Origin of the sequence: Pseudomonas japonica, assembly GCF_013522925.1 — a bacterium.
In the GTDB taxonomy this organism is placed as follows: Bacteria; Pseudomonadota; Gammaproteobacteria; order Pseudomonadales; family Pseudomonadaceae; genus Aquipseudomonas; species Aquipseudomonas japonica_A.
Window position 1 is genome coordinate 375,328 of the sequence record NZ_JAAMQU010000004.1, and the last position, 26,193, is coordinate 401,520.

General features: G+C 63.9%; 29 protein-coding genes. 9 read left to right on the forward strand and 20 right to left on the reverse strand.

Going from position 1 to position 26,193, the window contains the following annotated elements:
- Nucleotides 1-45: 45 nt before the first annotated feature.
- Nucleotides 46-1,248, reverse strand: coding sequence for an aminotransferase-like domain-containing protein (locus G7016_RS08845; protein ID WP_181112886.1), 1,203 nt, complete (start codon nucleotides 1,246-1,248; stop codon nucleotides 46-48).
- Between the two features lie 179 nt (nucleotides 1,249-1,427).
- Here G7016_RS08845 and G7016_RS08850 point away from each other — a divergent pair, with 179 nt between their 5' ends.
- On the forward strand, nucleotides 1,428-2,252 hold the full coding sequence (locus G7016_RS08850) for an NAD-dependent epimerase/dehydratase family protein (RefSeq protein ID WP_181112889.1): 825 nt from the start codon (nucleotides 1,428-1,430) through the stop codon (nucleotides 2,250-2,252).
- 91 nt (nucleotides 2,253-2,343) lie between these two features.
- The gene (locus tag G7016_RS08855) at nucleotides 2,344-2,946 is read left to right on the forward strand and encodes a TetR/AcrR family transcriptional regulator (protein WP_181112892.1); all 603 of its coding nucleotides are present in this window, start codon (nucleotides 2,344-2,346) and stop codon (nucleotides 2,944-2,946) included.
- Between the two features lie 72 nt (nucleotides 2,947-3,018).
- Here G7016_RS08855 and G7016_RS08860 read toward each other — a convergent pair whose 3' ends face one another.
- Nucleotides 3,019-4,188 (reverse strand): zinc-dependent alcohol dehydrogenase, encoded by a 1,170-nt coding sequence (locus tag G7016_RS08860; protein ID WP_181112895.1) that lies wholly within the window; start codon nucleotides 4,186-4,188, stop codon nucleotides 3,019-3,021.
- Nucleotides 4,188-5,003 carry an SRPBCC family protein gene (locus tag G7016_RS08865; protein WP_181112897.1) on the reverse strand — a complete coding sequence of 272 codons (816 nt, stop codon included), beginning with the start codon at nucleotides 5,001-5,003 and terminating at the stop codon, nucleotides 4,188-4,190. The genes G7016_RS08860 and G7016_RS08865 overlap by 1 nt, the downstream gene beginning before the upstream one ends.
- A gap of 199 nt (nucleotides 5,004-5,202) precedes the next feature.
- On the opposite strand from G7016_RS08865, the gene G7016_RS08870 reads away from it, so the two are divergent.
- From G7016_RS08870 to G7016_RS08885, 4 genes are all read left to right on the forward strand, one after another.
- The gene (locus G7016_RS08870) at nucleotides 5,203-5,709 is read left to right on the forward strand and encodes a hypothetical protein (protein ID WP_219856237.1); all 507 of its coding nucleotides are present in this window, start codon (nucleotides 5,203-5,205) and stop codon (nucleotides 5,707-5,709) included.
- 18 nt (nucleotides 5,710-5,727) lie between these two features.
- Nucleotides 5,728-6,744: a zinc-dependent alcohol dehydrogenase family protein gene (locus G7016_RS08875; protein ID WP_181112902.1), complete on the forward strand. Its 1,017-nt coding sequence runs from the start codon at nucleotides 5,728-5,730 to the stop codon at nucleotides 6,742-6,744.
- 156 nt (nucleotides 6,745-6,900) lie between these two features.
- A complete protein-coding gene (locus tag G7016_RS08880) occupies nucleotides 6,901-7,896 on the forward strand; it encodes a sulfate ABC transporter substrate-binding protein (protein WP_181112905.1) in 996 nt (331 codons plus the stop codon).
- Nucleotides 7,897-8,064: 168 nt separating this feature from the next.
- On the forward strand, nucleotides 8,065-10,209 hold the full coding sequence (locus G7016_RS08885) for an acyltransferase family protein (protein ID WP_181112908.1): 2,145 nt from the start codon (nucleotides 8,065-8,067) through the stop codon (nucleotides 10,207-10,209).
- On the opposite strand, the gene G7016_RS08890 is transcribed toward G7016_RS08885, so the two are convergent.
- Genes G7016_RS08890 through ccmA form a run of 10 tightly spaced genes read right to left on the reverse strand, consistent with a single transcriptional unit; the run spans nucleotide 10,104 to nucleotide 17,363 of the window.
- Nucleotides 10,104-10,502: a hypothetical protein gene (locus tag G7016_RS08890; RefSeq protein ID WP_181113100.1), complete on the reverse strand. Its 399-nt coding sequence runs from the start codon at nucleotides 10,500-10,502 to the stop codon at nucleotides 10,104-10,106. The two genes, G7016_RS08885 and G7016_RS08890, sit on opposite strands and share 106 nt — an antisense overlap.
- 14 nt (nucleotides 10,503-10,516) lie before the next feature.
- Nucleotides 10,517-11,710 (reverse strand): c-type cytochrome biogenesis protein CcmI, encoded by a 1,194-nt coding sequence (gene ccmI / locus G7016_RS08895; RefSeq protein ID WP_181112911.1) that lies wholly within the window; start codon nucleotides 11,708-11,710, stop codon nucleotides 10,517-10,519.
- Nucleotides 11,703-12,164, reverse strand: coding sequence for a cytochrome c-type biogenesis protein (locus G7016_RS08900; protein ID WP_181112914.1), 462 nt, complete (start codon nucleotides 12,162-12,164; stop codon nucleotides 11,703-11,705). Before G7016_RS08900 ends, ccmI begins: the two co-directional genes overlap by 8 nt.
- Complete coding sequence (locus tag G7016_RS08905; protein ID WP_181112917.1) at nucleotides 12,161-12,697, reverse strand: DsbE family thiol:disulfide interchange protein; 537 nt, start codon at nucleotides 12,695-12,697, stop codon at nucleotides 12,161-12,163. Before G7016_RS08905 ends, G7016_RS08900 begins: the two co-directional genes overlap by 4 nt.
- Nucleotides 12,694-14,661 carry a heme lyase CcmF/NrfE family subunit gene (locus G7016_RS08910; RefSeq protein ID WP_181112920.1) on the reverse strand — a complete coding sequence of 656 codons (1,968 nt, stop codon included), beginning with the start codon at nucleotides 14,659-14,661 and terminating at the stop codon, nucleotides 12,694-12,696. The genes G7016_RS08905 and G7016_RS08910 overlap by 4 nt, the downstream gene beginning before the upstream one ends.
- Entirely contained in the window at nucleotides 14,658-15,101 is a 444-nt protein-coding gene (gene ccmE / locus G7016_RS08915; RefSeq protein ID WP_181112923.1) for a cytochrome c maturation protein CcmE, read from the reverse strand. Before ccmE ends, G7016_RS08910 begins: the two co-directional genes overlap by 4 nt.
- Nucleotides 15,098-15,274: a heme exporter protein CcmD gene (ccmD, locus tag G7016_RS08920; protein ID WP_181112926.1), complete on the reverse strand. Its 177-nt coding sequence runs from the start codon at nucleotides 15,272-15,274 to the stop codon at nucleotides 15,098-15,100. The genes ccmE and ccmD overlap by 4 nt, the downstream gene beginning before the upstream one ends.
- The gene (locus G7016_RS08925) at nucleotides 15,271-16,032 is read right to left on the reverse strand and encodes a heme ABC transporter permease (RefSeq protein WP_181112929.1); all 762 of its coding nucleotides are present in this window, start codon (nucleotides 16,030-16,032) and stop codon (nucleotides 15,271-15,273) included. Before G7016_RS08925 ends, ccmD begins: the two co-directional genes overlap by 4 nt.
- 24 nt (nucleotides 16,033-16,056) lie before the next feature.
- The gene (gene ccmB, locus G7016_RS08930; RefSeq protein ID WP_181112931.1) at nucleotides 16,057-16,737 is read right to left on the reverse strand and encodes a heme exporter protein CcmB; all 681 of its coding nucleotides are present in this window, start codon (nucleotides 16,735-16,737) and stop codon (nucleotides 16,057-16,059) included.
- Nucleotides 16,734-17,363, reverse strand: coding sequence for a cytochrome c biogenesis heme-transporting ATPase CcmA (gene ccmA / locus G7016_RS08935; RefSeq protein ID WP_181112933.1), 630 nt, complete (start codon nucleotides 17,361-17,363; stop codon nucleotides 16,734-16,736). The genes ccmB and ccmA overlap by 4 nt, the downstream gene beginning before the upstream one ends.
- 180 nt (nucleotides 17,364-17,543) lie before the next feature.
- On the opposite strand from ccmA, the gene fliK reads away from it, so the two are divergent.
- The 3 genes from fliK (at nucleotide 17,544) to G7016_RS08950 (ending at nucleotide 20,406) form a co-directional block, all read left to right on the forward strand.
- Nucleotides 17,544-19,115, forward strand: coding sequence for a flagellar hook-length control protein FliK (fliK, locus tag G7016_RS08940; RefSeq protein ID WP_181112936.1), 1,572 nt, complete (start codon nucleotides 17,544-17,546; stop codon nucleotides 19,113-19,115).
- On the forward strand, nucleotides 19,112-19,435 hold the full coding sequence (locus G7016_RS08945; protein WP_181112938.1) for an EscU/YscU/HrcU family type III secretion system export apparatus switch protein: 324 nt from the start codon (nucleotides 19,112-19,114) through the stop codon (nucleotides 19,433-19,435). Before fliK ends, G7016_RS08945 begins: the two co-directional genes overlap by 4 nt.
- A 104-nt stretch (nucleotides 19,436-19,539) precedes the next feature.
- Nucleotides 19,540-20,406, forward strand: a complete 867-nt coding sequence (locus tag G7016_RS08950; RefSeq protein ID WP_181112941.1) for an RHS repeat-associated core domain-containing protein — start codon at nucleotides 19,540-19,542, stop codon at nucleotides 20,404-20,406.
- A gap of 203 nt (nucleotides 20,407-20,609) precedes the next feature.
- Here G7016_RS08950 and G7016_RS08955 read toward each other — a convergent pair whose 3' ends face one another.
- The 7 genes from G7016_RS08955 to G7016_RS08985 form a co-directional block, all read right to left on the reverse strand.
- Nucleotides 20,610-20,999 carry a DUF2802 domain-containing protein gene (locus G7016_RS08955; RefSeq protein WP_181112944.1) on the reverse strand — a complete coding sequence of 130 codons (390 nt, stop codon included), beginning with the start codon at nucleotides 20,997-20,999 and terminating at the stop codon, nucleotides 20,610-20,612.
- A gap of 1 nt (nucleotide 21,000) precedes the next feature.
- A complete protein-coding gene (locus tag G7016_RS08960; RefSeq protein WP_181112947.1) occupies nucleotides 21,001-21,480 on the reverse strand; it encodes a chemotaxis protein CheW in 480 nt (159 codons plus the stop codon).
- Nucleotides 21,481-21,544: 64 nt separating this feature from the next.
- Nucleotides 21,545-22,606 (reverse strand): CheW domain-containing protein, encoded by a 1,062-nt coding sequence (locus G7016_RS08965; RefSeq protein ID WP_181112950.1) that lies wholly within the window; start codon nucleotides 22,604-22,606, stop codon nucleotides 21,545-21,547.
- Nucleotide 22,607: 1 nt separating this feature from the next.
- Nucleotides 22,608-23,396 carry a ParA family protein gene (locus G7016_RS08970; protein WP_181112953.1) on the reverse strand — a complete coding sequence of 263 codons (789 nt, stop codon included), beginning with the start codon at nucleotides 23,394-23,396 and terminating at the stop codon, nucleotides 22,608-22,610.
- A 23-nt stretch (nucleotides 23,397-23,419) separates the two neighbouring features.
- Nucleotides 23,420-24,301, reverse strand: a complete 882-nt coding sequence (gene motD, locus G7016_RS08975) for a flagellar motor protein MotD (protein ID WP_181112956.1) — start codon at nucleotides 24,299-24,301, stop codon at nucleotides 23,420-23,422.
- Nucleotides 24,302-24,304: 3 nt separating this feature from the next.
- Complete coding sequence (locus G7016_RS08980) at nucleotides 24,305-25,045, reverse strand: flagellar motor protein (RefSeq protein ID WP_181112958.1); 741 nt, start codon at nucleotides 25,043-25,045, stop codon at nucleotides 24,305-24,307.
- Nucleotides 25,045-26,178 (reverse strand): protein-glutamate methylesterase/protein-glutamine glutaminase, encoded by a 1,134-nt coding sequence (locus G7016_RS08985; RefSeq protein WP_181112961.1) that lies wholly within the window; start codon nucleotides 26,176-26,178, stop codon nucleotides 25,045-25,047. The genes G7016_RS08980 and G7016_RS08985 overlap by 1 nt, the downstream gene beginning before the upstream one ends.
- Between the last annotated feature and the right edge of the window lie 15 nt (nucleotides 26,179-26,193).

Below are 26,193 nucleotides of genomic sequence, written 5' to 3' on the forward strand. Positions count from 1 at the left end.
CGCCAAGAGTAACCCGCAAGCCATCGCCCTCGCTATCCGGCCGCGTCAGTTGAACGCCCTGGCAAGCCGATGCAAGCCTTCGTCGATGTCCTCCAGCCCAGGTGCGGCGAAGGATAGCCGCACGCTGGCAGGGTCCGGTTCGCTTGAATAGAACGCCTTGCCCGGAACGAACATCACGTTCTGATCGATGGCGCGTTCAAACAACGCCTGGGCATCGCCGCCATCGGCCAGGCGCCCCCACACAAACATCCCGCCGGTAGGTGCCGCCACCTCGAGGCGCCCGCCCAGCGCCGCGATGCCAGCCATCATCCGCTGGCACTTTTCGCCATAGCGCTGGCGCAACAGGGGCAGATGACGCTCCAGGGCACCGCTGGCGAGGTAGCAGGCAGCCATTTGCTGGCTGATCGGCGAGGTGCACAGGTCGATGGTCTGCTTGGCGATCACGCAACGCTGACGAACCGGCGCGGGCGCAATCATCCAGCCAACCCGCAGGCCAGGAGCAACGATCTTGGACAGGCTGGAAAGGTGAACCACCCGCCCTTCCGCGCCCGGCACCTGCCGGGACAGCGCGAGCAGCGACGGCACAGGCTCACCGGTAAAGCGCAGCGCGCCGTAAGGGTCATCCTCCACCAGCAGCAGGTCATGCCGCGCCGCCAACGCCAGAACCTCCAGCCGCCGCCCAAGGGACAGGCAGGCACCGGTAGGGTTGGCGAAATCCGGTACGCAATAAAGCAGCCGGAAATGCCCCGGGGGCGCCGCCTCCAACTGCTGTGCCAACGCATTGGGGTCAAGCCCGTCGGCATCGCCGGCAATGCTGCCGATCGCACACCCGGCCAGCCGCAATGCTTGCAGCGCGGCGGGATAGGTAGGCCGTTCCACCAACACAGCATCACCCGGGCTGAGCAACACACGGATGAGCAGGTCCAGCCCTTGCTGGGAACCGGTGGTAACGATCAGATCATCCACCGCCACGGCCGCGCCGCGCCGCGCCATCAACGCGGCCAGTTGCTCACGTAACGCCGGGGTGCCTTCGGTGGCGCCGTATTGCAGGCTGGTGACCGGCTCGGCCATGCCCTGTGCACTGGCCAGCGCAAGGCCTTCAGCATCGAACAGGCCAGGCGCCGGGTACCCGCCGGCGAACGAGATCATTCCCGGCCGCGACAGGTATTTGAACAGTTCGCGGATCGCTGACCCGCCCGGTGCCTCGAAGGCCGGGTTGAAACGGTACCCCTGGGCGTCTGCTTGCATGCCTGGCTCCTTGTCTAAAGGTGCAGTATCCAAGGCTGGCAGGCGGCGGAACAAACGAGCATTGGGCACTACGTCATGCCATGAAGGCATGAACGCGTGTGCCCTTTGACAAATCAGGCGGCATGGCGATACTGGGCCAAGTTATATGACAACCGATAACGACAATAACGGGAGCACCCATGACTGCATCGACCCCTGACACCTTCACACCCCGCCGGATTCTACTTACCGGTGCCGCGGGCGGCCTGGGCAAGGTTTTGCGGCAAACGCTCAAGCCCTACGCCTCGATGCTGCGCCTGTCGGATATCGTCGCCCCGCAAGAAGCCGGCGAAAATGAAGAGGTGGTGATTTGCGACCTCGCTGACAAGGCGGCCGTTGATCAATTGGTAAAAGGCGTGGACGCCATTTTGCATTTTGGTGGCGTGTCGGTAGAGCGCCCTTTCGAGGAAATCCTCGGGCCTAATATCGCTGGCACTTACCACATCTATGAAGCCGCGCGTCGGCACAACGTGCAGCGTGTGATCTTCGCCAGCAGTAACCACGTGGTGGGCTTTTACAAGCAGACCGAAACCATCGACGCCCTCGCGCCGCGTCGCCCGGATGGCTATTACGGCCTGTCCAAGTCCTACGGCGAGGACCTGGCAACGTTCTATTACGACCGCTATGGCATCGAAACCTTGAGCATCCGCATCGGCTCATCCTTCCCGGAGCCACAGAACCGCCGGATGATGTGCACCTGGTTGAGCTACGACGACCTCACGCAATTGATCGTGAAGGGCATGGACGCGCCAGACCTGGGCCATACCGTGGTGTTCGGCATGTCGGATAACCCGCAAGTGTGGTGGGACAACCGCCTTGCAGCGCACCTGGGCTACGAGCCCAAGGACAGCTCGGCGCGCTTCCAGGCCAAGGTCGACGCTCAGCCGCCGGTCGCAGCGGACGACCCGGCCGCGCTGTACCACGGTGGTGCGTTCGCCGCACAGGGGCCTTTCGAGGACGCCTGAGGCGCCTTGCGCATGAGCGCGCGCGGTTTCAGCCGCGCGACGCTTGCGTGTAGAAGCATTTGCGTCGAAGCTTGCGGCTTTTGCGCCTGCCATGACCCGTATCCGCGAACGTAACCGCGAACTGATTCTTCGCGCCGCCAGCCAGGAATTCGCCGACAAGGGCTTCGCCGCCGCCAAGGCCAGCGACATTGCCGCGCGCGCCGGGGTGCCCAAGCCCAATGTGTACTACTACTTCAAGTCCAAGGAAGGCTTGTACCGCGAGGTGCTGCACAGCATCGTGCAGCCATTACTGCAGGCATCGGCGCCGTTCAATCCTGAGGGTAACCCGCGCGAGGTGCTGACAGATTATATCCGTGCCAAGGTGCGAATTTCCCGCGACCTCCCCCATGCTTCAAAGGTGTTCGCCAGCGAAATCATGCACGGCGCGCCGCACTTGCCACCGGATCTGGCAGAAGCCCTCAACGCCCAGGCGCGGCACAACATTGGCTGCCTCCAGCAATGGGTGGACCGCGGCCTGATGGCGCCGGTGGACCCCCATCACCTGATGTTCAGCATCTGGGCGGCCACCCAGACCTACGCCGACTTCGACTGGCAGATCGCGACCGTGACGGGCAAGGCGCAGTTGAGCGTGGATGACTACGAGGCCGCTACCCAGACCATCACTACCCTAGTGCTGAAGGGGTGCGGGCTGTAGCCCTTATTCGCGAGCTCCGCCTGCGGCTGCGCTTGCTCCCACAATAATTCGTGGAAGCACCGGGGCCGCCACTTATGGCCTGAACACAGCCCTCAGGCACTCGTCGCCTTTTTCCTTGAACAGCTTGTAGCCCTCGGCGCTGTCTTCCAGGTCCATGGGGTGGGTGAGCATCCAGGACGGATCGAGCTGGCCGTTCTGGATGTGCTCGAACAGCCGGTTGGCGTAGCGTTGGCCAGGTTGCTGGCCCGCGCGCAGGGTGAGGGCCTTGTTCAGCACGGCGCCCATGGGGAATTTATCCAGCAGGCCGCCATACACCCCTACCACCGACACCGTCCCGCCCTTGCGGCAGGCGCGGATGGCCTGGCGCAATACTGAACCGCGCTCGGTGTGCAGCCGCATCAGCTGCTTGGTCTTGTCGTACACATAGTCCACTTCGGTGCCGTGCGCCTCCATGCCCACACAGTCGATGCAACGGTCGGGCCCTCGGCCGCCCGTGAGCTCGAGCAGGGCCTGGTGGATATTGGTGGTTTCATAGTCCAGCGCGATAGCACCCACCTTGTTCTCCGCCAGGGTAAGCCGATCGGTCAGGCGGTCGATCGCAATCACCCGTTCGGCACCCAGCAGGTACGCGCTGGCGATCGCCATCTGCCCTACCGCGCCGCAGCCCCATACCGCGACTGTATCGCCCGGCTGGATACCCGCGTTGTCGGCGGCGAAGTAACCGGTTGGCGCGGCATCGGACACAAATACCGCCTGCTCGTCAGTCACGCCGTCCGGCACCTTGAACAGGTTTACGTCGGCATACGGCACGCGGATGTACGTCGCGTGGCTACCGGCGTAGCCACCGAAAGCGTGGCTGTAGCCGATGATCCCGCCGCAGGGTTGCCCGTAGGCCATTTCCGTTACGCAAGGGTTAGGGTTGGAGTTGTCGCAGCAGGAAAAGTCCTGCCGACGGCAATGTTCGCACTCGCCACAGCCGATGATCGACACGGTAATCACCCGGTCCCCTTTGGCCACGGAGTTTACACGCGCCCCCACTTCCACGACTTCGCCGAGGAACTCATGGCCGAGGATGTCGCCGGCGTGCATCGTGGGCACATACCCGCCCAGCAGGTGCAGGTCCGAGCCACACACCGATGACAGCGTGACCTTGATGATGGCGTCCTGTGGGTTGAGCAGTATGGGGTCTGGAACAGTCTCGACCTGTAGCCGGTTTGGGCCTTGCCAGGTTAGCGCGCGCATCAGTGAATGCCTCCTTCGAGGGTCTCGGTCGCCACGGCTTCGTCGGCCTGGGCGCGATGATCGGGGTGAATGAACAGGAAATCGCGTACGCCGTTGCGCGGACGACTGGTCGCGATCTCGCCGGTTTCCATTTGCTGTTTGAGCGCGCGAAGCAGGTACAGCAGCGCTTTGTGAGTGAAGCGGCTGATCAAGCTCGCCACGGCATAGCCAGGCGCTCCCTCGGGTGGCTCGGTAGCCAGCACCAGTTTGATTTCTGTCCCTTGCCCCTGGGGTGCTTCAGTGAAACGGGCATCGGCTTCGTGCTGCCATACGCCTTCGCCCGGCGTATTCCAGCGCAACGCCCGGCCCGCGTCGGGCTCGCTCTGAATCAGCGTCCAACTGAAGGTACGATCGCCTGGCCCGCGCACGGTCCAGCGATAGGTGTCGTCGGCGGTCTGCTCGATGGAATCGACCCACGGAATCAGCGGCCCGATATTGGCCGGGTTCCGGCACCAGGCAATCACTTCTTCCAAAGGCTTGTTCACGGTGATGCTTCGGCTTACCAGCTTGGTACTGGCCCAGCCGGTTTCCTCCTCCCACTCCTGCTCCAGTGGCGTGTGCGCCAAGGCCGCCTTGAGCTGACAACGGCCCTGGTAGCCTCGCCACAGTGACCACCCACCCGCCACCAGTTGCAGGGCGCCGCTCACCCCGCCGGTGCGCAGGCCATTGAGCAGCAAGGCGCCGCCACCGGCCACAGACAATACGCGCTCAGGCTGGCTGAGGTTTTCATCGGTACGGCTGGACTGGGCAGACGCTAGGGTCGGACGAATCGCCATGGCGCTTCCTTCTTTGCAGGGGCTTTCAAAAAGGATCGGCCACAGGTCTAGGCGTTCCATCGGCGCGGTGATTTCCTGATGAACTGTGAGGCGGGCCCCGCGCACTATCGGGCGGAGCAATCGCTTCGCTGGCGCGGTCGTATGAAGCGCCAATAGAGGGAGCCTGACTGTGAAGATTGCGTGCCTTGGATGGGGCTCTTTGATCTGGAAACCCGGCAACCTGCCGGTCGCCAGCGAATGGTTCACCGACGGCCCCCGGTTGCCCATCGAGTTCTCCCGGGTGGGGGATTCAGGCGAACTGGCCACGGCACTGTGTGCCAACGCCGAGCCGGTACCGGTACTTTGGGCCTGGCTTGCCTCCCCCACGCTGGAAGCTGCCTGCAGCGCGTTGAAGGCACGTGAGGGGATACCACCGGAGCGCGACGATGGCATCGGCAGCCTGGCGATCGGGGGTAACCCCACAGGGCTTATCAGCCGATGGGCCCAAGAGCGTGGCGCCCAAGGTGTGATCTGGACCGGCCTGCCCCCGCGGGTCAACGGCGTGGAAGGCCGCATACCCACCGTTGATCAAGCGATCGCCTATCTGGCTTCGCTCACCGGCGAGGTTCGCCAGCATGCGCGCGACTATCTCGAGGCGGTACCCGCGCAAATCCACACGCCGTATCGCCAAACCATCCACGAGCTATGGTTGTCCATTGCCAACTGATTCGAGGAGGAAATCCAGATGAGAGCCATGACCGTTCGCGCCCCCGGTGGGCTGGATCAACTGCAACTGGTGGATTTGCCCGACCCTGGCCAACCCGGGCCCGGTCAGGTGCGGGTTGCCGTACGGGCCACCTCGCTCAATTTCCACGACCTGTTGGTTGCCAACGGCAGCATTCCCGCTGCGGATAACCGCATACCCATGGCCGATGGCGCGGGTGTAGTGGAAGCGGTAGGCCCTGGCGTGACCGAATTCAAGCCCGGGGATAGGGTGGTGTCCACGTTCTTCCCACAATGGCCGGCAGGGCCAGCCTTCACCGCAGTGGGCAGCTTTGGCGAAACCCCGGGGGACGGCGCCGACGGCTTCGCCGCTGAATATGTAGTACGCCCGGCCAGCGCCTTCACCCTGGCACCGCGCGGCTGGAGCCACGCCGAGGCCGCGACCATCACCACGGCGGGCCTCACAGCCTGGCGTGCCCTGGTAGGCGACGGCGGGCTGAAGGCGGGCGAGACGGTGCTTACCCTGGGCACCGGCGGCGTGTCGATCGCGGCGTTGCAGATCGCCAAGGCCATGGGTGCGCGGGTGATTGTCACCTCGTCTTCAGATGACAAGCTCAAGCGAGCCAAGGCGCTGGGCGCCGATCATGGCATCAATTACAAACAGCAGCCGGAGTGGAGCAAGGCCGTGCTGGAGTACACCGAAGGCCGCGGCGTGGACCATGTGGTGGAGCTCGGCGGCCCGGGCACCCTGGCGCAGTCCATCGCCGCCGTGCGTGTGGGTGGGCACATTTCGCTGATCGGCGTGCTTACCGGCCGGCAGGGCGACGTCCCCACGGCGCTGTTGATGGCCAGGCAGGCGCGAGTGCAGGGCTTGATCGTCGGTAGCCGGCTGCAACAGCAGGAATACGTAGCGGCGCTCGAACAAACCGGCATCCGCCCGGTCATCGACCGTAGCTTCCCGCTGGAGCAGCTCGCAGCAGCGTTCCGCTTCCAGGAAAGCGGCGACCACTTCGGCAAGGTAGTTGTAGAGTGGGAGTGAAGCCGCCGCTGTAGCAGCCCGCCTTGGCGGCGACCGGCTCGGCAGGGCGTGAGCATAAGCTCAGCACATTTGGTGCTTTCGGGCGTTTGGCCTGTTGGCTATAGTCGCCGGCAGGCCAACCCACACCACCAATAACGACACCACAGGGACCGCTTCGTGAATAAACTGCTTGCCGCCTCGCTGCTTTGCGCCGGGGCGCTGTTCACCACTGCCGCCAGTGCGGCGCCGACCTTGCTCAACGTTTCCTATGACGTGATGCGCGACTTCTACAAGGATTACAACGCAGCCTTCCAGAAGCACTGGCAAGCCGAGCACAATGAAGCGGTGACCGTGCAGATGTCCTTCGGCGGCTCCAGCAAGCAGGCACGTTCGGTGATCGATGGCCTGCCGGCGGATGTCATTACCATGAACATGGCCACTGACATCAACGCCTTGGCCGATAACGGCAAACTGGTGCCCGACAACTGGCTAACGCTGCTGCCCAACCACAGCGCACCCTTTACCTCCGCCACGGTGTTCATCGTGCGCAAGGGCAACCCCAAACAACTGAAAGACTGGCCAGACCTGCTCAAGGACGGCGTGCAGGTGATCGTGCCCAACCCGAAAACCTCGGGCAACGGCCGCTACACCTACCTCTCCGCCTGGGCCTATGTGCTCAAGAACGGCGGCGACGATGCCAAGGCCAAGGCCTTCGTTGGCAAGCTGTTCAAGCAGGCCCCTGTGCTCGACACCGGTGGCCGCGCAGCCACCACTACGTTCATGACCAACCAGATCGGCGACGTGCTGGTGACCTTCGAAAACGAAGCCGAAATGATCGCCCGTGAGTTCGGCCGCGATCAGTTCGAAGTGGTGTACCCGAGCGTTTCGGCCGAGGCCGAGCCTCCGGTCGCCGTGGTCGACAAGGTGGTGGAAAAGAAAGGCAGCCGCGCCCTGGCCGAGGATTACCTGAAATACCTCTGGTCCGCCGAGGGCCAGGACATCGCCGCCAACAACTACCTGCGCCCACGGGACCCGGCAGTGTTGGCCAAATACGCCGACCGCTTCCCGAAGGTGGATTTCATGTCGGTCGAGAAAACCTTTGGCGACTGGCGCACCGTGCAGAAAACCCACTTCACCGATGGCGGCGTGTTCGACCAGATCTATCAGCAATAAAGCCTGCGCGCCCGGCTTGATCTTCCGCAAGGCGCCGGGTACTTTGTAACCCATCCCATACGCATACCCCGCCGCAGGGCCTTTCTCTGGAAGGCCCCGCGGTAGCGTTTCTGCCTGCCTGGCCCTTTTACCTATCCTTCTTCGCCCCATCCGGGGGAGCTTCCACACATGACCACTGCTCATTCTCCCGCTGTGCCGTATCGGCCGGAGGTCGACGGCTTGCGGGCGCTCGCCGTACTCCCCGTGGTGCTTTACCACGCCGGTGCGCCGCTGTTCTCCGGAGGCTTCGTCGGTGTCGACGTGTTCTTCGTGATCTCGGGTTACCTGATCACCTCGATCATCCTTGCCGAAATGGCACAAGGTGAGTTCTCCCTGGTGCGCTTCTACGAGCGGCGGGCGCGGCGCATTCTGCCAGCGCTCACGGTAATGATGCTGGCGTGCCTGCCCATGGCCTGGCTGTGGCTGGACCCACTCGACCTGAAAGCCTTCGCCAAAAGCCTGGTCGCCGTGCCGCTGTTTTCCTCCAACGTATTGTTCTGGATGGAAAGCGGCTACTTCGACGGCGAAGCCGACCTCAAGCCATTGATCCATACCTGGACCCTGGGCGTTGAAGAGCAGTACTACGTGCTCATCCCCCTGTGGCTGATGCTCACCTGGCGGCTGGGCCTGCGGTTCCGTGTGCTTAGCCTGGTGGCGGTAGCGGCGGCCAGCCTGGCCTGGGCTGAATACGGCACGCAGCACGCCAGCAACGGCGCGTTCTTCCTGCTGCCTGCCCGTGCCTGGGAGTTGCTGGTCGGCTCGTTCGTCGCGTTTTATGCCAGCGCGCGCCCCCGGCATGCCGAAGGTGGTGGGCTGCTTCATCAGGGCTTCGCCGCGGTGGGGCTTGGGCTGCTGGCCTGGGCGTTTTTCACGTTCGATCGCAGTACGCCGTTTCCAGGGTTGCACGCCCTCGTACCTACCCTTGGCGCGGCGCTGTTGATCCTGTTTGCTGGCGCAAGCACCTGGGTAGGCCGGCTTCTGGCCACGCGCCCGCTGGTGTTCATCGGGCTGATCAGCTACAGCGCTTACCTCTGGCACCAACCCTTGCTGACGTTCGCCCGCCACCGCAGCCTGGTGCCGCCGCCGCTGACCGAACTATTGCTGGTGGCGGCGGCGTCGCTGGTGATCGCCTGGCTGAGCTGGCGCTATGTGGAGCGGCCTTTCCGCCAGCGGCAAGGCTTCAGCCGCCACCAGGTATTCAGCTATGGCGCGCTGGCCTCGGTGCTGTTCATTGCAGTGGGCTTGGGCGGATACCTCACTTACGGTTTCGCGCGGCCCGCAGTACTAGACCCCAGCCTGGCACAAGCCTTCGAGGATCCCACTGTACGTGCGGAATGCGACCGGGATTATCGCGGGGATGGCTGGGGCATCGGGCTGTGCTTCTTCGGCGCACCGTCCAAGGTCGGCGCGGCGGATGTGGCCGTATTCGGCGACAGCCACTCCGAGGCCATGCTACCGGCGTTCGATGAAGCGGGCCGGCGGCTTCGCCTCAGCATTGCTCACCTGGGCGTGGGCGGCTGCCCGCCATTGCTGGGCGTGGACGTGGCGGTGGGCAACTACGGGCCAGGCGCCTGTGCCGACCTGGCCCAGAGACAGCTGGCGTACGTACGCGAGCACGGTATCAAGCGCGTGGTGCTGATCGCCCGCTGGAGCCTTTACACCGATGGTGGCTATGGGCAACACGAGATGACTCGGTACTTCCTGGTCACGCCCGGGCATCAGGCCCGCACCCGAGAGAACTCCCGCGCGGTTTTTGACGAAGCCTTCGAAAAAACCCTCGACGCTTACCTGGCGCTAGGGGCGCAGGTAGACGTGATCGCCCAGGCGCCTCAGCAGTTGGCCAGTCCAAAATACGTGTATTACCGCCTTGCCCAGAAAACGGACGTCACCCCCGACGAGAAACAGCAGGCGCTGCGGGCCATTTCCATCTCGGTAGCCGAGCATCAGCAACTGCAGCACTACACCCGATCACGCTTTGAACGTGATCAAGCCGCAGGGCGCCTGCGTCTGGTCACCCTCGACGATCGCCTGTGCGACGGCGAACGCTGCCTGATCGGGGACACGGGTTCGTTCTACAAGGACAGCGACCACCTTAACGGCCATGGCATCGCGCTGTTCACCGAGGACATGCAGCGGTTGCTGGCAACCCAGGGCGTGGCAGGTTGCGATCAGGGGTGCTGGCGGCCAAGCCCGGGCGGCACACCGGTGGCGTCGGTAGGCTCCCACGGGCCGTTGGGGCTGGTGGCCCAACCCCAGCCGTTGCTCCAGCGGTAATAAGTGCGCTGGCGATAGTACACGCCGGGCTGGTTATCCAGTACGTATACGCCCAGGCCTTGGTCCCAATGGCTGGGGCCGCTGGGCGGTGGCGCGAAGCTGGCCGACGTGCGCGGCGCCGGGCGGGCTGCAGGCGTGGGCGGGGTGGGCTTGCTGGCCGGAGGCTTGGTGGCCGGCACGGTCTGAATCGGCGGCAACGGCTGTGGCTGCGGCTCGCTGCTGGGCCGTTGAACGGTACATGCCCCCAGGCCGAGCGCCAGTGTTAACAGCGTAAGGCGGGAAGTGGCGGTGATGAACTGGGGCATGCTTAGTGTTCCGGGCTATCGATGGTGAGTACATAATCCGCCGAGCCGCCACCAGCGGTAATGGCGGTACCGGTCCACTCGCCTCGAGTGGGCTGGCCAGAGCGGCTGATGCGTGCCATCACGTTGACCTCGCCGAAGGCCGAGAGTTTCAGTGCCGGCTGCATGGCATCGGCGTCGCTGAGGGTGATGTTCGCGGGAAGGTCTGCTACCCGCAGCCGCTTTACCGCCAGCGGAATCGGTGGCCCGCTCACAGCACGGGCGAACACAAACACAGCGTCGTCCGGGCTTACCTGTGCTGCCAGCGCGGGCGCCAGGCGCACTTGCACTCGCAGGGCCCGCCCGGACACCTCGCTACCGCCCTCTTCTCGCAGCGCCTGGCGCGCGCGGTCTATACCGGTTTGCAGCGCGGCCCTGGCGGGGTCATTCGGCGCCAGGCCAGCCTGCAAGCGCTGCCAGTAGCTGACCGCCGCCGCCCAGTGCTTGCCCTCGAACGCTGCAATCCCCAGCAAGCCCAGGCTGGTGCTTTCGTTGGGGTTGCCACGCAGCGCCTCATCCACCAAGGCCTGAATCTCGCCCGACCATTGCCGGCCCGCCGCGAAATACATCGCTTGCGCCCACTGGCCCAGTAGCTCCGGTGGCCTTCCTGCCAACTGCGCGGCACGCTGGAGCAGCGGCACTGCCTCGCCGGCGCGGTTCTGCGACAGGTAGGTGCGGGCCAGCAGGTACAGCGCATCGGGGGCGTCGGGCTGGGCTTTCACAGTGCGCTCCAGGCGCGATAGCATTTCTGCGGGTGAACTGGCCGGCGTGGCCATCTCGCGGCTGAGGCTCAGCCGGTCCAGGGCGCCCACGTTCAGGTACAGCACCAGCGCAGCGACCGGCACCAGCAGCATGACCACCCAGGTGACGCGCCGCCCCTTCACGGCCGCCGAAGGTGCCGCAGTGTCGGTGCCCGCCTCGGCATCCACATCCGCGAGCAACGCTTTGCCCGCTTCGGCCTTGGCCGCTTCCCATCCCGGCGTATCCAGCCGCCCCGCCTTGTATTCCTCTTCCAGCAACGCCAGGCGTTCTTCGTACACCGCCACGTTGACGGCGCGCCTCGGCCTTGCCGTGTACACCCGGGCAGACAGCAGAGGCCAGGCCAGCAATGCACAGGCAATCAGCAGCAGGGCAATGGCCGCCGCCCAGAAATCAATCATCGTCGGTGCTCTTGAGCAAGGTGGCGAGGCGCGCCTGGTCGGCCTCGTCCAGGGTGGCGGGCAACTCTTCAGTGTGTCGACGACGCAGCAGCGCCCAACCTATGCCAAGCCCGGCCAGTAGCAGAAGGCCGGGGCCCAGCCACAGCAGCCAGGTACGGGCCTCGAAGGCGGGCTTGTAGCGTACGAATTCGCCGTAACGATCTACCAGATACGCGATCACCTGCTCGTCCGTCTTGCCTTCCACCATCAAGCGGTGAATTTCCCGCCGCAGGTCCGCCGCGATGGGTGCGTTGGAATCGGCAAGGTCCTGGTTCTGGCATTTGGGGCAGCGCAGCTCGCGGGTAAGCGCAGCGAAGCGCTCGCGCTGGGCGTCGTTATCGAAGCCATAGGTGTCGATGGCCCCGTGGGCAATGCTGGCGAACGCCAATGCCAGTAACAGCAACACGCCCCTCATTGCCGCCCCTCTTCGCGTAACGCCTGATAGCGCGGCGCGATTTCGTCGCGCCATACCTCGTCACTCACAATGCCCACATGCTTGTAGCGAATCACGCCCTGGGCATCGATGAGGAAGGTTTCCGGCGCGCCGTACACGCCCAGGTCCAGGCCGAGGGTACCCTGGGGGTCGCTCACGTTTACCTGATAGGGGTTGTGCAGTTGGCGCAGCCAACGATTCGCCGCGGTGGTGTCGTCCTTGTAGTTGATGCCGTGGATGATCACGCCCTGCTCTGCCAGCCGCGCCAGGGTGGGGTGCTCACCACGACATGCCACGCACCAGGTGCCCCACACATTCACCAGCGCCGGCTGGCCCAGCAGCGCGTTACGGTTCAGTGGCCGGCCATCTTCCAGCGCTGGCAGATCGAACGCGGGGAACGGCTTGCCGATCAGCGCGGACGGCAGCTCGGAAGGGTCCAGGTACAGCCCGCGATACAGCACCACGGCCAGGCCGATAAACAGCAGCAACGGCACCGCCAGCCATGCGCGCTTCATGAGGCGGCCTCCAGTTCGGCGCCGGCGCGGGCCCGCTGGCGCAACCGCGCCCGGTATCGAGGGTCCAGCGCGGCCAGTGTTCCACCCAGGGCGGTCAGCAGCCCCCCCAGCCAGATCCAGCGTACGAAGGGTTTCACCTGCAAGCGCACCGCCCAGGCGCCGTCAGGCAGAGGTTCGCCGAGCGCTACATAAAGGTCGGCGAACAGGCCGGCGTCTATGCCCGCCTCGGTCATTACCGAGCCTTGCGCGGTATAAAGGCGCTTTTCCGGATGCAACACGCTCTCGGTGTGCCCATCCCGGCTGACTTCGATGATGGCCCGGTCCCCTTTGTAATTGGGCCCGCGCATGGTCTGCGTGCCTCGGAATATGAACGTGTAACCCCCTACTTCGGCGCTGTCGTTCGGCGCCATGCGCAGGTCGCGGGCAGCATCGAGCTGGGCGGAGAACACCACGCCAACGGCCGCCACCGCCAAACCGAGATGTGACAGCTGCATGCCCCAATAGCTGCGGCGCAGGTTCAACACGCCGCCCAGGCCCTGGTGGCGAAGCTTGTCCGCCAGGTCACGCACGCCGGCCAGCACCACCCAGGCGGCCAGGCCGGTCACCGCGAGCAAAGGCCAGCGGTCCAACCCGGCGAACATTCCCAGCCCTACACACAAGGCCACCGCCGCCAACAGCACGGGCGTGAGCAGCCGAGCCAGCCAGGCGCCGGGCGTGCTTTTCCAGCGCATGGCCACGCCAACGCCCATCGTCGCCAATAGCACGCCCATGATTGGCACGAACAGCGCATTGAAATACGGCGGCCCCACTGACAGCCGCGCGCCCGTCAAGGCATCGAGCAGCAAGGGATAGAGCGTGCCCAGCAGAATGGTCGCGGCCGCCACCACCAACAGCAGGTTGTTGGCCAGCAGGAGTGTTTCCCGTGACGCCCAGGCGAAGCGGGCATGGCTGCGCACCACAGGCGCGCGCACGGCGAACAGTGCCAGCGAACCACCGGTAACCAGCAGCAGGAACATCAGGATGAATACGCCACGGGTAGGGTCCGAAGCGAACGCGTGTACAGACGTAAGCACTCCGGAGCGCACCAGGAAGGTCCCCAGCAGGCTGAGAGAAAACGCAGCGATTGCCAGCAGCACGGTCCAGCTTTTAAATACGCCGCGTTGTTCGGTCGCGGCCAGCGAGTGGATCAGCGCGGTGCCCACCAGCCAAGGCATGAAGGAAGCGTTTTCGACCGGGTCCCAGAACCACCAGCCGCCCCAGCCCAGCTCGTAATACGCCCACCATGAGCCCAGGCTGATACCGGCGCCGAGGAAGCTCCAGGCCACCAGCGTCCAGGGCCGGGACCAGCGCGCCCAGGCGGCGTCCAGCTGCCCGCCCAGCAGCGCGGCGATGGCAAAGGCGAAGGCCACCGAGAAGCCCACATAGCCCATGTACAGCATGGGGGGGTGAACAATCAGCCCGAAGTCTTGCAACAGAGGGTTCAGGTCCCGGCCTTCCAGGGGTACCTGCGGGAGGATGCGCGCGAAAGGGTTGGACGTGGCCACCAGAAACAGCAGAAAGCCGCTGCTGATCAGCCCCATCACGCCCAGCACCCGGGCGAGCATGGCCGTTGGCAGCTGCCGGGAAAACAGCGCAACGGCGAAGGTCCAGCCGCCGAGGATCAATGCCCACAGCAGCAGGGAGCCTTCGTGGGCGCCCCATACCGCGCTGAACTTGTAGTACCAGGGCAGCGCCGTGTTGGAGTTCTCCGCGACGTAGGCGACCGAAAAATCGTTATGGAGAAAGGCGTGGGCCAGGCAGCCGAAAGCGAACAACAAAAAGGCGAATTGACCACAGGCGGCCGGGCGCGCCACCGCCATCCACACGGGCACATTGCGCCAGGCGCCCAGCAGAGGTAACACAGCCTGGGCCAACGCGAGGCACAGCGCCAGGGCGAGGGCCAACTGGCCCAGTTCAGGAATCATGGGGTAGCTCCCAGGCGGCCACTGTCTTTCAGGGCTTTGTTCACTTCGGGCGGCATGTACTTCTCGTCATGCTTGGCCAGCACTTCATCGGCCTGCACCACGCCGTTGGCGTCCAGCACACCCAAGGCGACGATGCCCTGCCCTTCGCGGAAAAGGTCTGGCAGGATGCCGCGGTAATGAATGGTCACCGAGCGGTTGAAGTCCGTGACCACGAAGCTTACATCCAGGCTGTCGGCGCTGCGCGCCAGCGACCCTCGCTCCACCATGCCGCCGGCGCGGATGCGCTGCCCTGGCGGTGCTTCGCCACTGGCGATCTGGGTGGGGGTATAGAACAGATTGATGTTTTGCTGCAAGGCACTAAGCGCCAGCGTGGCGGCAACGCACACGCCAGCCACCAGGGCGAGGACCACCACCAGGCGCTTCTTGCGAACCGGGTTCATGGTTGGCTGTTCCGGCGGGCGCGCCGGGCTTCACCGGCCAGAAGCCGGCGGCGTGTGAGCAGCGGCACGGCCAGGTTCCAGGCCAGCACGGCGAGGCAGCAACCATAGGCGCTCCACACGTACAGGCCATGCCGGCCCATCGCCAAAAAATCGCCGAAGCTGGCGAAGCTCATCGCGTTCTCCTCGAATCAGCGCCCATCCGCAGTGCGGCTTGGGCCCATTGGCTCCGCCCTTCGCGGCGCAGCAGCTCGGTGCGCATACGCATCAGCAGCACGCAGCCGAAAAACAGGTAAAACCCAGGCACAGTCAGCGCCAACGGCAGCCACATCTCGGCAGGCATGGCCGGTTTGGCGGTAAGGGTAAAGGTCGCCCCTTGATGCAGGGTGCTCCACCACACCACCGAATACTTGATGATCGGCACGTTTACCACCCCCACGATCGCCAGGATCGCGCAGGCCTTGGCGGCACTGTCGCGGTTGCTGATGGCCTGGCCCAGGGCGATCACCCCGGCGTACAGGAACAGCAGAATCAGCATGGAGGTAAGGCGCGCATCCCATACCCACCAGGCGCCCCAGGTGGGCTTGCCCCAGATGGCACCGGTAACCAGCGCCAGCGCGGTCATGGACGCCCCGACCGGCGCGGCGCAATGCAGGGCAATGTCGGCCAGCTTGATCTTCCATACCAGAGAAATCACGCCGGCAACGGCAAGCAACACGTAGCAGCTCTGCGCCAGCATCGCAGCCGGGACGTGAATATACAGGATGCGCACACTATCGCCCTGCTGGTAGTCGGGCGGCGCGAACGCCAGGCCCCAGACCGTGCCCACGGCCACTAGCAAGCCGGCGGCGGCGCCCAGCCAGGGCACCAGGCGCCCAGCCAGCGCGTAGAATCGGGGCGGCGACGCCAGCCGATGAAACCATGCCCAGCTCATACGCGTTTCGCTTCCCCTGTGAGGTCATTCATTAAGGCTGATCCGCAGGCCGGCGACAATGGCCCAGGGGGCCAGCGTCAGAGTGAGCGCCGCAAGGCTGGCCAGCCACAACACGAAGCCCGCCACTGGAAGGCCCTGCAAGGCGGCGCGCAAGGCCCCGCTGCCGAGGATGAGCACCGGGATATACAGGGGCAACACCAGCACAGCCAGCAATAACCCACCTCGCCCCAACCCTACGGTCAGCGCCGCCCCGATCGCGCCCAGCAACGTGAGCACGGGCGTGCCCAGCGCCAAGGTCACCATCAGCACAGGCAGGCTGCTGGCGGGCAGGCCGAGCATCAGGCCCAGCACTGGCGCCAGTACGCACAGCGCCAGCCCGGACAACAGCCAATGGGCCAACACCTTTGCCAAAACGGGTAACAGCATGCCGTGCGGGCTCAGCGCCCATTGTTCCAGCGAGCCGTCTTCAAAATCCTCCCGGAACAGGCTGTCCAGCGATAACAACACCGCCAGCACCGCCGCCACCCACACCAGGCCAGGGGCTATCTGCCATAGCAAGCCGGGGTCTGCACCAATGGCGAGCGGAAACAGCGTGGCCACCACGGCGAAAAATACCAGTGGGTTGGCCAACGCGGCCGGCCGGCGCGCCAGCAGCAGGCCTTCGCGGCGCAGCAGGTGGGTAAAGGTGGCGAGGCTACCGCTCATGCCGCTTCACCGAGGTGAAGTTCCCGGTAGCCTGCCGGCCGGGTGCCCAACGCATGATGGCTGGTAAGCACCACCAGCCCACCCCGCGCGCAGTGCTCGGCCAGGTGCGTTTCGAGTGAGGTGATCGAAGCCGAGTCCAGCGCCGTAAACGGCTCGTCAAGCAACCACAGGGGCGGCGGGTTCAGGTAAAGCCGCGCCAACCCCACGCGCCGCAGCTGCCCGGCGGACAACCGCTGGCAGGGCTGGTCCTCGTAACCCCGCAGGCCCACCTGGGCCAAAGCCTCATCGATAGCGGCAAGGGAAGCCCGCACGCCCAGCGCGCACAGCCAGGCCAGGTTTTCCTGCGGGGTAAGGCTTGGCTTGAGCGCGGGCGCATGGCCCAGCCAGAGCAAGCTGCCCGCCAATTGGCGAGCGGCGCCGGGTAACCCTTCACCGTTGAATCGCACCTCGCCGGCGGTGGGCGCCATCAACCCGCTGAGAAGGCGCAGCAGGGAGGTTTTGCCAGCGCCGTTGGGCCCACAGACCTTGAGCATCTCGCCGCCGCGCACACTCAGGCTCAGCCCTTCGAAGAGCTGCCGCCCGTCTCGTTCGCAGGCCAGTGCGATGCCTTCCAGATGAACCGTCACAGTGAACCTTGTAGGCGCCCTGGCGCGTCGCGGTTCAAGTCCACGCGGGCCGGGCCGATAGAAATAAGCAACGAAGACCGTACGGTCGCTGCCAGCGCAGCGGGCGATTATACACAGAGGCGGCCAGCTCCGGCTTGCCGCCTGCTGTCAGGCTGCGACACTTTTCTGGCCCGCGAAACCATGACGAACGAAATCAGCGCCGTTGCCGCGGCTGCCAACCTGGCGGCCACTTCCCGGTCGGCGGCCATCAGCGGCGAGCTGCTCAAGCTGCTGCAATCGGTGGACGGCCTGCTAGAGCCCGGGCAAACCGCGAAAGCGGAGGTGCTGTCGATCAAGCAGCTGCCTGGGGATTTTCAGCTGCTGCTCAAGCTCACCCTGGACAGCGGCCGCCAGGCCACGGTGCAAGTGGGCGCCGCGCAGCCGCTGGCCATCGGCACGCCATTGCTGGTCACCCGCATGCTGTCCGAACAACTGTCGGTAAGCCTGGCCGGCGCGCCGCGCACGGGCCTTACCCAGCTGGACACCAGCCGCCTGCCCGTAGGCACGCTGCTGCAGGGCAAGGTCGTGACGTCATTGCCCGTTGCTGGTAACGACGGCCCTCCGGTGTACCGGGCCATGGTCACGTTGCTCAACAGCGCCCTGGCCGGGCAAACCCTTACCATCGAAAGCCCGCAGCCGCTGCGCATCGGCAGCCTTCTGAGCGCTCAAGTGCAAGGCAGCCAGGCCCTGAGCGTGGTGCAACTGGGTGGGCGTCTGGATGAACTGGCCGTTGCTCAGCAAATCAGTACTCAGAGCAGCCGCCAGGCATCGTTGCAAAGCCTGCTGGCGGTGATCCAGGCCAGCCAGAGCCAGAACAGCCTGCCCCCTGAAGTGCGCGCCAGTGCCAGCGCGCTGCTGGCGGCGGTGCCCGACATGGCCGACCTGCAAACCCCGGATGCCTTGGCCAAAGCGTTCAACAACAGCGGGCTGTTCCTTGAATCCGGTTTGCTTACTGGCAGCCTGGAAGCGCCCGAGGCGGACCTGAAAGGCGCACTGCTGCGGCTGGTGGCGCAAATCCTGCCGAACCTGCCGGGCAATCAGCCACCGAACCCTGCAACCCTCGCCACCATGGCCTTGGCCGCGCCAGGGTTCCTTCGCAATGCCCTGGGCATTCTCGGCCAGGTGGGGCCACGCTCACAGGAGGCGCCAGCTTTTCCGCTCGCCAGCCGCACCTTGCAAAAAGGCGAAAACGAAGACGACCTGCATTCCCTGCTGCGCCTGGCCTCGGCGGCGCTGTCACGGGTGCAGACGCACCAGTTGGCCAGCCTTGAGCAAGCCAGCACCGGGCCGCACGGCCTGGCGCAGCACAGCTGGCAACTGGAAATTCCGATGCGCGCCTTCAACGACATCGTGCCGATGCAGGTGCGCGTGCAAGCCCAGGATGAACCCAACGACAAGGAGCGCGAGCTGGAGCGCGACGCGGAAGGCAATCCGCTGCCGCTGCGCAAAGTGTGGCGGCTGGACCTCGCCTTCGACCTGCCACGGCTGGGCCCGCTGCATGTACAAGCGCAACTGTTCAACAGCAACCTTTCCAGCCAGGTGTGGGCCGAAAACCCCGCTACCGTGAACGTGGTACAGCGCGAGCTGCCCTGGTTCCGCGAGCGGCTGATGAGCGCCGGCCTGACCGTTGGCGAACTGGACTGCCACACCGGTCGCCCACCTCAGGGCAACCGCACACGCCTCGAACAACGCTGGGTGGATGAAACCGCATGAGCAACCGCTTCCAACGCCAGGCCATCGCCCTCAGCTACGACGGCATCCAGGCCCCTACCCTGTCCGGCAAGGGCGACGACGAACTGGCTGACGCCATCATCGCCATCGCCAAGGCCCATGAAGTGCCCATCTACGAAAACGCCGAGCTGGTGAAGATGCTCGGGCAGCTGGAACTGGGCGACAGCATTCCAAAGGAGCTGTACCTCACCATTGCCGAGATCATTGCCTTTGCATGGTACTTACAGGGGAAAGTGCCGGTGGGGGTGGATATAAGCCCGGGGCCGAGGGAACGGGATGTGACGCCGGGCGCCAGTGATTAGTTGGTAAGGCCCTGCCCTCGAGGTCACTACCTAGTACATTGCCAGGTGTCGGACCCGATGATTTGAGCGTTGAATGTGAAGACGCTCTTTAACAGGATACGTTCATGGCTACTATCTCCAGCACCGGTACCTCATGTTCCTTGAAAGGGACCGATTGGCAAGGATCCCTTGTAAACGAAGCAACAAGCAGCAGAGCATTGGTCGCAGGCTTTACACCATCTGGTTATTCAACCCATCCAGGCCATGGGAATACCGGTTTCGTGGGGCAGCCCCATGAGCCCATCGGACTTTATCTTTTAGGCAATGGGTATCGTGCTTACTCACCCACCCTCATGCGCTTCATCGCCGCCGACGACTTGAGCCCATTCGACCGCGGTGGGCTGAACGCCTATGCTTATTGCGCCGGTGACCCCCTCAACAATATAGACCCGGATGGGCATGCTCTATTTCGCTCACTGTCAAAATTGGGTCAGCGGATATTCGGTGGACGGAAGGCTGGCGACATAGGTCATCTCGATGATAAATATGCATTGCTGCTCGGCTATCGTGATGAGTCGTTCAAAGGCCTTAATACCATTAAAATCACAGAGAACGCCGTCGAAGAAGCCAAAAGGGGGATAAATTTTAGTAGAGCCGGAAAGTTTAGTCAAGATCCTAACTTTACCCATAAGGAACAACTAGAGCACATTTTTGCCAAAACGGCAAAAGAGGACATTTTCAAAGACTCTATGGAGCAACAGACTGCCGCAATCATGATCGGCGCAGCGTTGGGACGTAAGAACGCTCTCGACGTCAGCAAAATTGAGGTTCAAAAGCGGATATTTTCCGAAGGTGCTTCTGCCTTTGATAAGAAGATAGCGCGTTACGAAAAGAAAAACCCATTACTTCCAGCGGAGCGTAAACGCCTGAAATTGTATGAACAGAAATTACGAGATAACAGAGGCGCGGTCAATCTCCCCCGTATCAGATAAAGTGAGAAGGTAATAGCTGCATATCTACATCAACCCCGATCACAATCGCGCTGGCCAGCGCTCAGTATCACCATAGGGTTTCTTGGCGTGCGCACGCTCCACCCTTGATGGTATTGCGCGCTGCTGATTCACAAGTTTCACCGGCCGCCCCGCCGCTTTCCAGGCAGCGTCACACATGCTACGGCTTAGTAGCAAGGGCATCCTTACCCATGCAACTTCTTCATCAACTCCGCCTCGGCCTGTGTCAACCCACAGGCCTGGGTGAGTTCGTCGATACTGGCCCCCATGTGCACCAGCTTCGCGGCCTGCGCAAAGGAAAGGCTGTCCGGGTCACGTTGTTCCAGTTGCAGGAGTTTGTCGGGCAAGGGCGCGACCACGGCGCGTAGTTCATGGAGGGCTTCACCCATGCGCACGGTGCCGTTCTGGTAGTCGTCCAGGCGCTTGGCCAGTTCGCGGATACGCTGGTCCCGCAGGGCATCGCCCGCGGCTTGTTCGGCCGCGATGCGTTGCTGGTTGCGCGAATACGAGAGGAACATCGCCACCGAACCGGCCCAGAGAATGGCCAGTACGATGACGGCGGCTTCGAGAATCAACTCAGATGTTCTCCAGGTCCGACCACTCTTCTTCCGACATCATCTTGTCGAGTTCGACCAGAATGAGCAGCTCGCCGTTCTTGTTGCACACGCCCTGGATGAACTTGGCGGATTCCTCGTTACCCACGTTAGGGGCGGTTTCCACTTCCGATTGGCGCAGGTAAACCACTTCGGCCACGCTGTCGACCAGGATGCCCACCACCTGCTTGTCCGCTTCGATGATCACGATACGGGTGTTGTCGGTCACGTCGCTGGAGGCCAGGCCGAAGCGTTGGCGGGTGTCGATCACCGTTACCACGTTACCGCGCAGGTTGATGATCCCCAGCACGTACGCCGGCGCGCCAGGCACGGGCGCGATTTCGGTGTAGCGCAGCACTTCCTGCACTTGCATCACGTTGATGCCATAGGTTTCGTTATCAAGGCGGAAGGTGACCCATTGCAGGATCGGATCCTCTGAACCCTTACCGGACGTTTTGCTCATACCCTACCCCTCGTTCCCGCAGTGCGGTCTGTTATGCATGCCCTTGGCCCACGGCCACAGGGCGTTATCGTTTACGGCCCCGGGCGGCGGCAGCCCGTGCCTTTTCCTCGGCCGCGGCTTTGGCCCTGGCTTCGGCTTCTTGTCGTTTGACCGCGCCGCTGGCAATCATTTCAGCCAATTGCGCAACATCGAGCAACGCGCACATGTGTTCGATCACTGTACCCGCCAGCCAGGGCCGCTGCCCCCGCTGAGTACGCCACTTGATTTCTGCCGGATCCAGCCGTATCGAACGGCTTACCGAATGCACGGCCAGGCCCCATTCATAGCCCTGTACGGAAATCACATACTGCAGGCCCTGCTGAAAATCATCCCGGTAACGGTCGGGCATCACCCAGCGGGCGGTGTCCAGCACCTTGAGGTTGCCGTTGTTGCTCGGCAGCAGCCCAAGGAACCATTCAGGTTGGCCGAACAGCGGGGTCAGTTCCTGCCCCGCCAATGGATAAATCGAACCCAGGCAAACCAACGGCACAGCAAGCGTAAGCCCGGCCACGTCGAACAGCAGGCATTCGAACGTCTCGTTCGCCCAGGCCGGAAGCCCCTGCTCTACCGGCGTGCCGGGGCCGCCGCCTTCACTGCGCAGGCTCGCCTCAGGGCTAGCGGTTGGCGGGGCTATGGCTGGGGCCACTGGCAGCACCGGCGCAGGCTCGATAACGGGCAGCTCCACCGGTACTTGCGGCATTACCACCGGCGCCAAGGCTTCATCGAGCACCTGCGGCGATACCTGAGGCACGAGCGAGGGGCCTACCCACAAGGTGGGCTCCTCGAAACGCACCAAGGGTTCGGCTACAGGGCGAGCGATGGCGCGGCGCGGCTCGGCAGCCGGTAACACCGGTCGCGGGCGCGAATCGCGCACTTGCTCTTCAAGTACGGCCGCTTCGAATTCGTCCAGGCTGGCTGGCTTATCCACACTGGCCGCCTCGGGTTGAACCAGCACAGCGATGGGCGCAGGTGTTGGCTGCGATTCAGGCTCGGCTTGCCAGTCCTCCGTTGCTTCCTGCAACAGGCCGTCAAGGTATGACTGCAAGGCCTGGCGCGGGCGACGTGGAATGTCGATTGGGCGGCTCATGTCAGGCCACCTGGGTCAGCAGCTGCTGGCCGAGCAGGTGCTTGAGCAGCGCGCGATAGGCCACCACGCCGCGGCTTTTGGGATCGAAGCGGGACGGGGCCTGGCCGGCGCGGCTGGCATCGCGCAAGCGGGTATCCACAGGGATGTACCCTTCCCACACGCTGTCCTGCCAACGGTCACGCAGTACCCGCAGGGTGCCCAATGAGGCCTGGGTACGACGGTCAAATAACGTGGGGACAATGCTGTAAGGCAACGGCTGCTTGCGCGAACGGTTGATCATGGTAAGCGTACTGACCATCCGCTCCAGGCCATTGACTGCCAAGTGTTCGGTTTGTACCGGAATCACCAACTGCTGGCTGGCCGCCAAAGCATTGACCATCAACACGCCCAGCAATGGAGGGCTGTCGATCAAGGCATAGTCGAAATCCTGCCACAGCTGTGCGAGGGATTTGGCGATGACCAGGCCCAGGCCACTCTGGCCTGGCGATTGGCGCTCCAACGTCGCCAAGGCAGTGCTGGACGGTAGCAGCGAGATACGCTCGTCACTGGTAGGCAACAGCAGCTGGCCAGGCAGGCCCTCGGGCACATTGCCCTTGTGCAGGAACAGGTCGTAGCAGCTGTGCTCCTGGCCGTCCGGATCATTGCCGAAATAGCTGGTCAGCGACCCATGCGGGTCGAGATCGACAACCACCACGCGCTTGCCAGCGTCGGACAGCAGGCCGGCGAGCGCGACGGTGGTGGTGGTCTTGCCGACGCCACCTTTCTGATTGGCAATTGCCCAGACTCTCATGTGTACGGGTCCCGATAACTGGTTTACAACGTCGGCGACGGACTTTTGACAGCTTGCCCCTTCACCGGCTGCACTGCCCCGGACGGTGCACTTTGTGTGCCAGCCCGCTTCAGTGCCGCATCTGGCGTGGCGTTGGCGGTGCCAGAGCCTGTAAGGCTACGGCGCACTTCCAGGTTTCTGGAAATCACCAGCACCACCCGCCGATTGCGCGCGCGGCCGTCGGCCGTATCGTTGCCCGCGACCGGTTGATATTCACCATAGCCCACGGCGGCCATGCGGCCAGGGTCGATGCCATCCATGGCCAGCATGCGCACGATGCTCGAGGCGCGGGCCGAAGACAGCTCCCAGTTGGTCGGGTATTGCGCGGTACGGATAGGCTGATTGTCGGTAAAGCCTTCGACGTGAACCGGGTTGGCAAAGGGCTGAAGGATGCCAGCGACCTTTTCAATGATTGCAAAGGCACGATCGCTGGGGATGGCGTCGCCGCTGCCGAACAACAGGCCGGACTTGAGCTCGATCTCGATCCACAGCTCGTTGCCGCGGACCGTCAACTGGTCGGCGGCGATCAGGTCGCCAAAGGCCGTGCGCACGTCTTCGGTAATGGTCTTGAGCGCATCGGACTCCCCCACCGCCGCGTCTGGCTCGTCGCTCTCGGTATTGAGCGGGGTAACCGGCTGCGTGGTGCGCGGGCGCTCGTCGCCGATCGGGATGGGCTTGAGGCTGCGCTGTTGTTCGTTGAATACCCCTACGAGGGCGTCGGAGAGCACTTTGTATTTGCCCTCGTTCACCGAAGAGATCGAGTACATCACCACGAAGAAGGCGAACAGCAGCGTGATGAAGTCCGCGTAGGACACCAGCCAGCGTTCGTGATTCTCGTGCTCTTCGGTAACCCGCCGACGACGCATCAATTACTCCATGAAGCCATGCAGCTTCAGTTCGATGGACCGGGGGTTTTCGCCTTCCGCGATCGAGAGTAGCCCCTCAAGGAGCATCTCCCGGTAGCGGGACTGGCGCTGAGCAAGCGCCTTGAGTTTATTGGCGACGGGCAGCAACACCAGGTTGGCTGACGCCACACCGTAGATAGTGGCTACGAAAGCAACTGCTATGCCACTTCCCAGCTGCGAGGGGTCGGCGAGGTTACCCATCACATGGATAAGCCCCATTACCGCGCCGATGATGCCGATGGTGGGCGCATAGCCGCCCATGCATTCGTACACCTTGGCGGCGCGCACATCGCGGTTTTCCTGGGAGAGGAAGTCCAGCTCCAGGATGCTGCGGATCGCTTCGGGCTCGGCGCCATCGACCAGCAACTGCAGGCCTTTGCGGGCATAGTTGTCCGGCTCGGTGTCGGCCACGCTTTCCAGCCCAAGCAGGCCTTCCTTGCGCGCGACCAGGCTCCAGCCCACTACCCGATCCACGCCGCCGGCGAGGTCGATACGCGGCGGGAAGAAAATCCACGGCAGTATCTGCAGCGCACGCTTGAACGCGCTGATGGGCGTTTGCAACAGGGCTGCCGCCAAGGTTCCGCCGAGCACGATCAAGCCCGCCGGGCCGTTGAGCAAGGACGGCAGATGGCCGCCCTCCAGGAAGTTACCGCCCACAATGGCAACGAACGCGAGAATGATCCCGATAAGGCTCAGTACATCCATTACTGGCACGCCTCCGCCAGGTACCGGCCCATGTCATCCAGGCTGTACACCGCATCGGCAAGGCCGGCTTTGGCCACCGCCATGGGCATGCCATAGATCACGCAGCTGGCTTCATCCTGCGCCCACACCTGGCTGCCACTCTGCTTGAGCAGGCGCGCGCCTTCACGGCCATCCGCGCCCATGCCGGTCAGCACCACGGCCAGCACCTTGTCCCCGAAGGACTTGGCGGCCGAGCCGAAGGTGATGTCCACGCAGGGTTTGTAATTCAGGCGCTCATCGCCGGGCAGGATTTTCACCGTGCCACGGGCGTCCACCATCATCTGTTTGCCGCCCGGCGCCAGCAATGCCAAGCCTGGGCGCAGCTGATCACCGTCTTCCGCTTCCTTGACGCTGATGCGGCAGAGTTTATCCAGCCGCTCGGCGAAGGCACGCGTGAAGGCCGCAGGCATATGCTGGATAAGCACGATGGGCGACGGGAAATTGGCGGGTAGCTGGGTGAGTACCCGCTGCAGGGCAACCGGGCCACCGGTAGACGTGCCGATGGCCAGCAGCTTGTAGGCCTTGCGACGAGGGGCACCGCTGGTGGCCGGTGCGGCAGGCCGCGGCGGCGCAGCAGGTGCAGGCGCCGCAGGCGTTGGGCGTACTGGCGTGCGGCTGGTGAAAGGCTCGCGGGACACGGGAGCAGGCGACGGCGCCGCAGCGGCGGCCGCCGATGAGCCGGAACTGAAGCGGCGATTGCTGCGGGCGATGGAATTCACCTTCTCGCACAGCAGCTGCCGGACTTTGTCCGGGTTCTTCGAGATGTCTTCGAAGTTCTTCGGCAGAAAGTCCACTGCGCCAGCATCCAGCGCATCCAGGGTTACCCGGGCGCCTTCATGGGTAAGCGAGGAGAACATCAATACCGGCGTGGGGCAACGCTGCATGATGTGACGGACCGCCGTGATGCCATCCATCATCGGCATTTCGTAATCCATGGTGATCACGTCAGGCTTGAGGGCGATGGCCTGGTCGATGGCTTCGCGGCCATTGCTGGCCGTGCCCACTACCTTGATATTGCTGTCCTGCGAAAGAATTTCGGTAAGGCGGCGGCGGAAAAAACCGGAATCGTCCACCACCAGGACTGTGAGTGCCATAGTTACTCCATTACA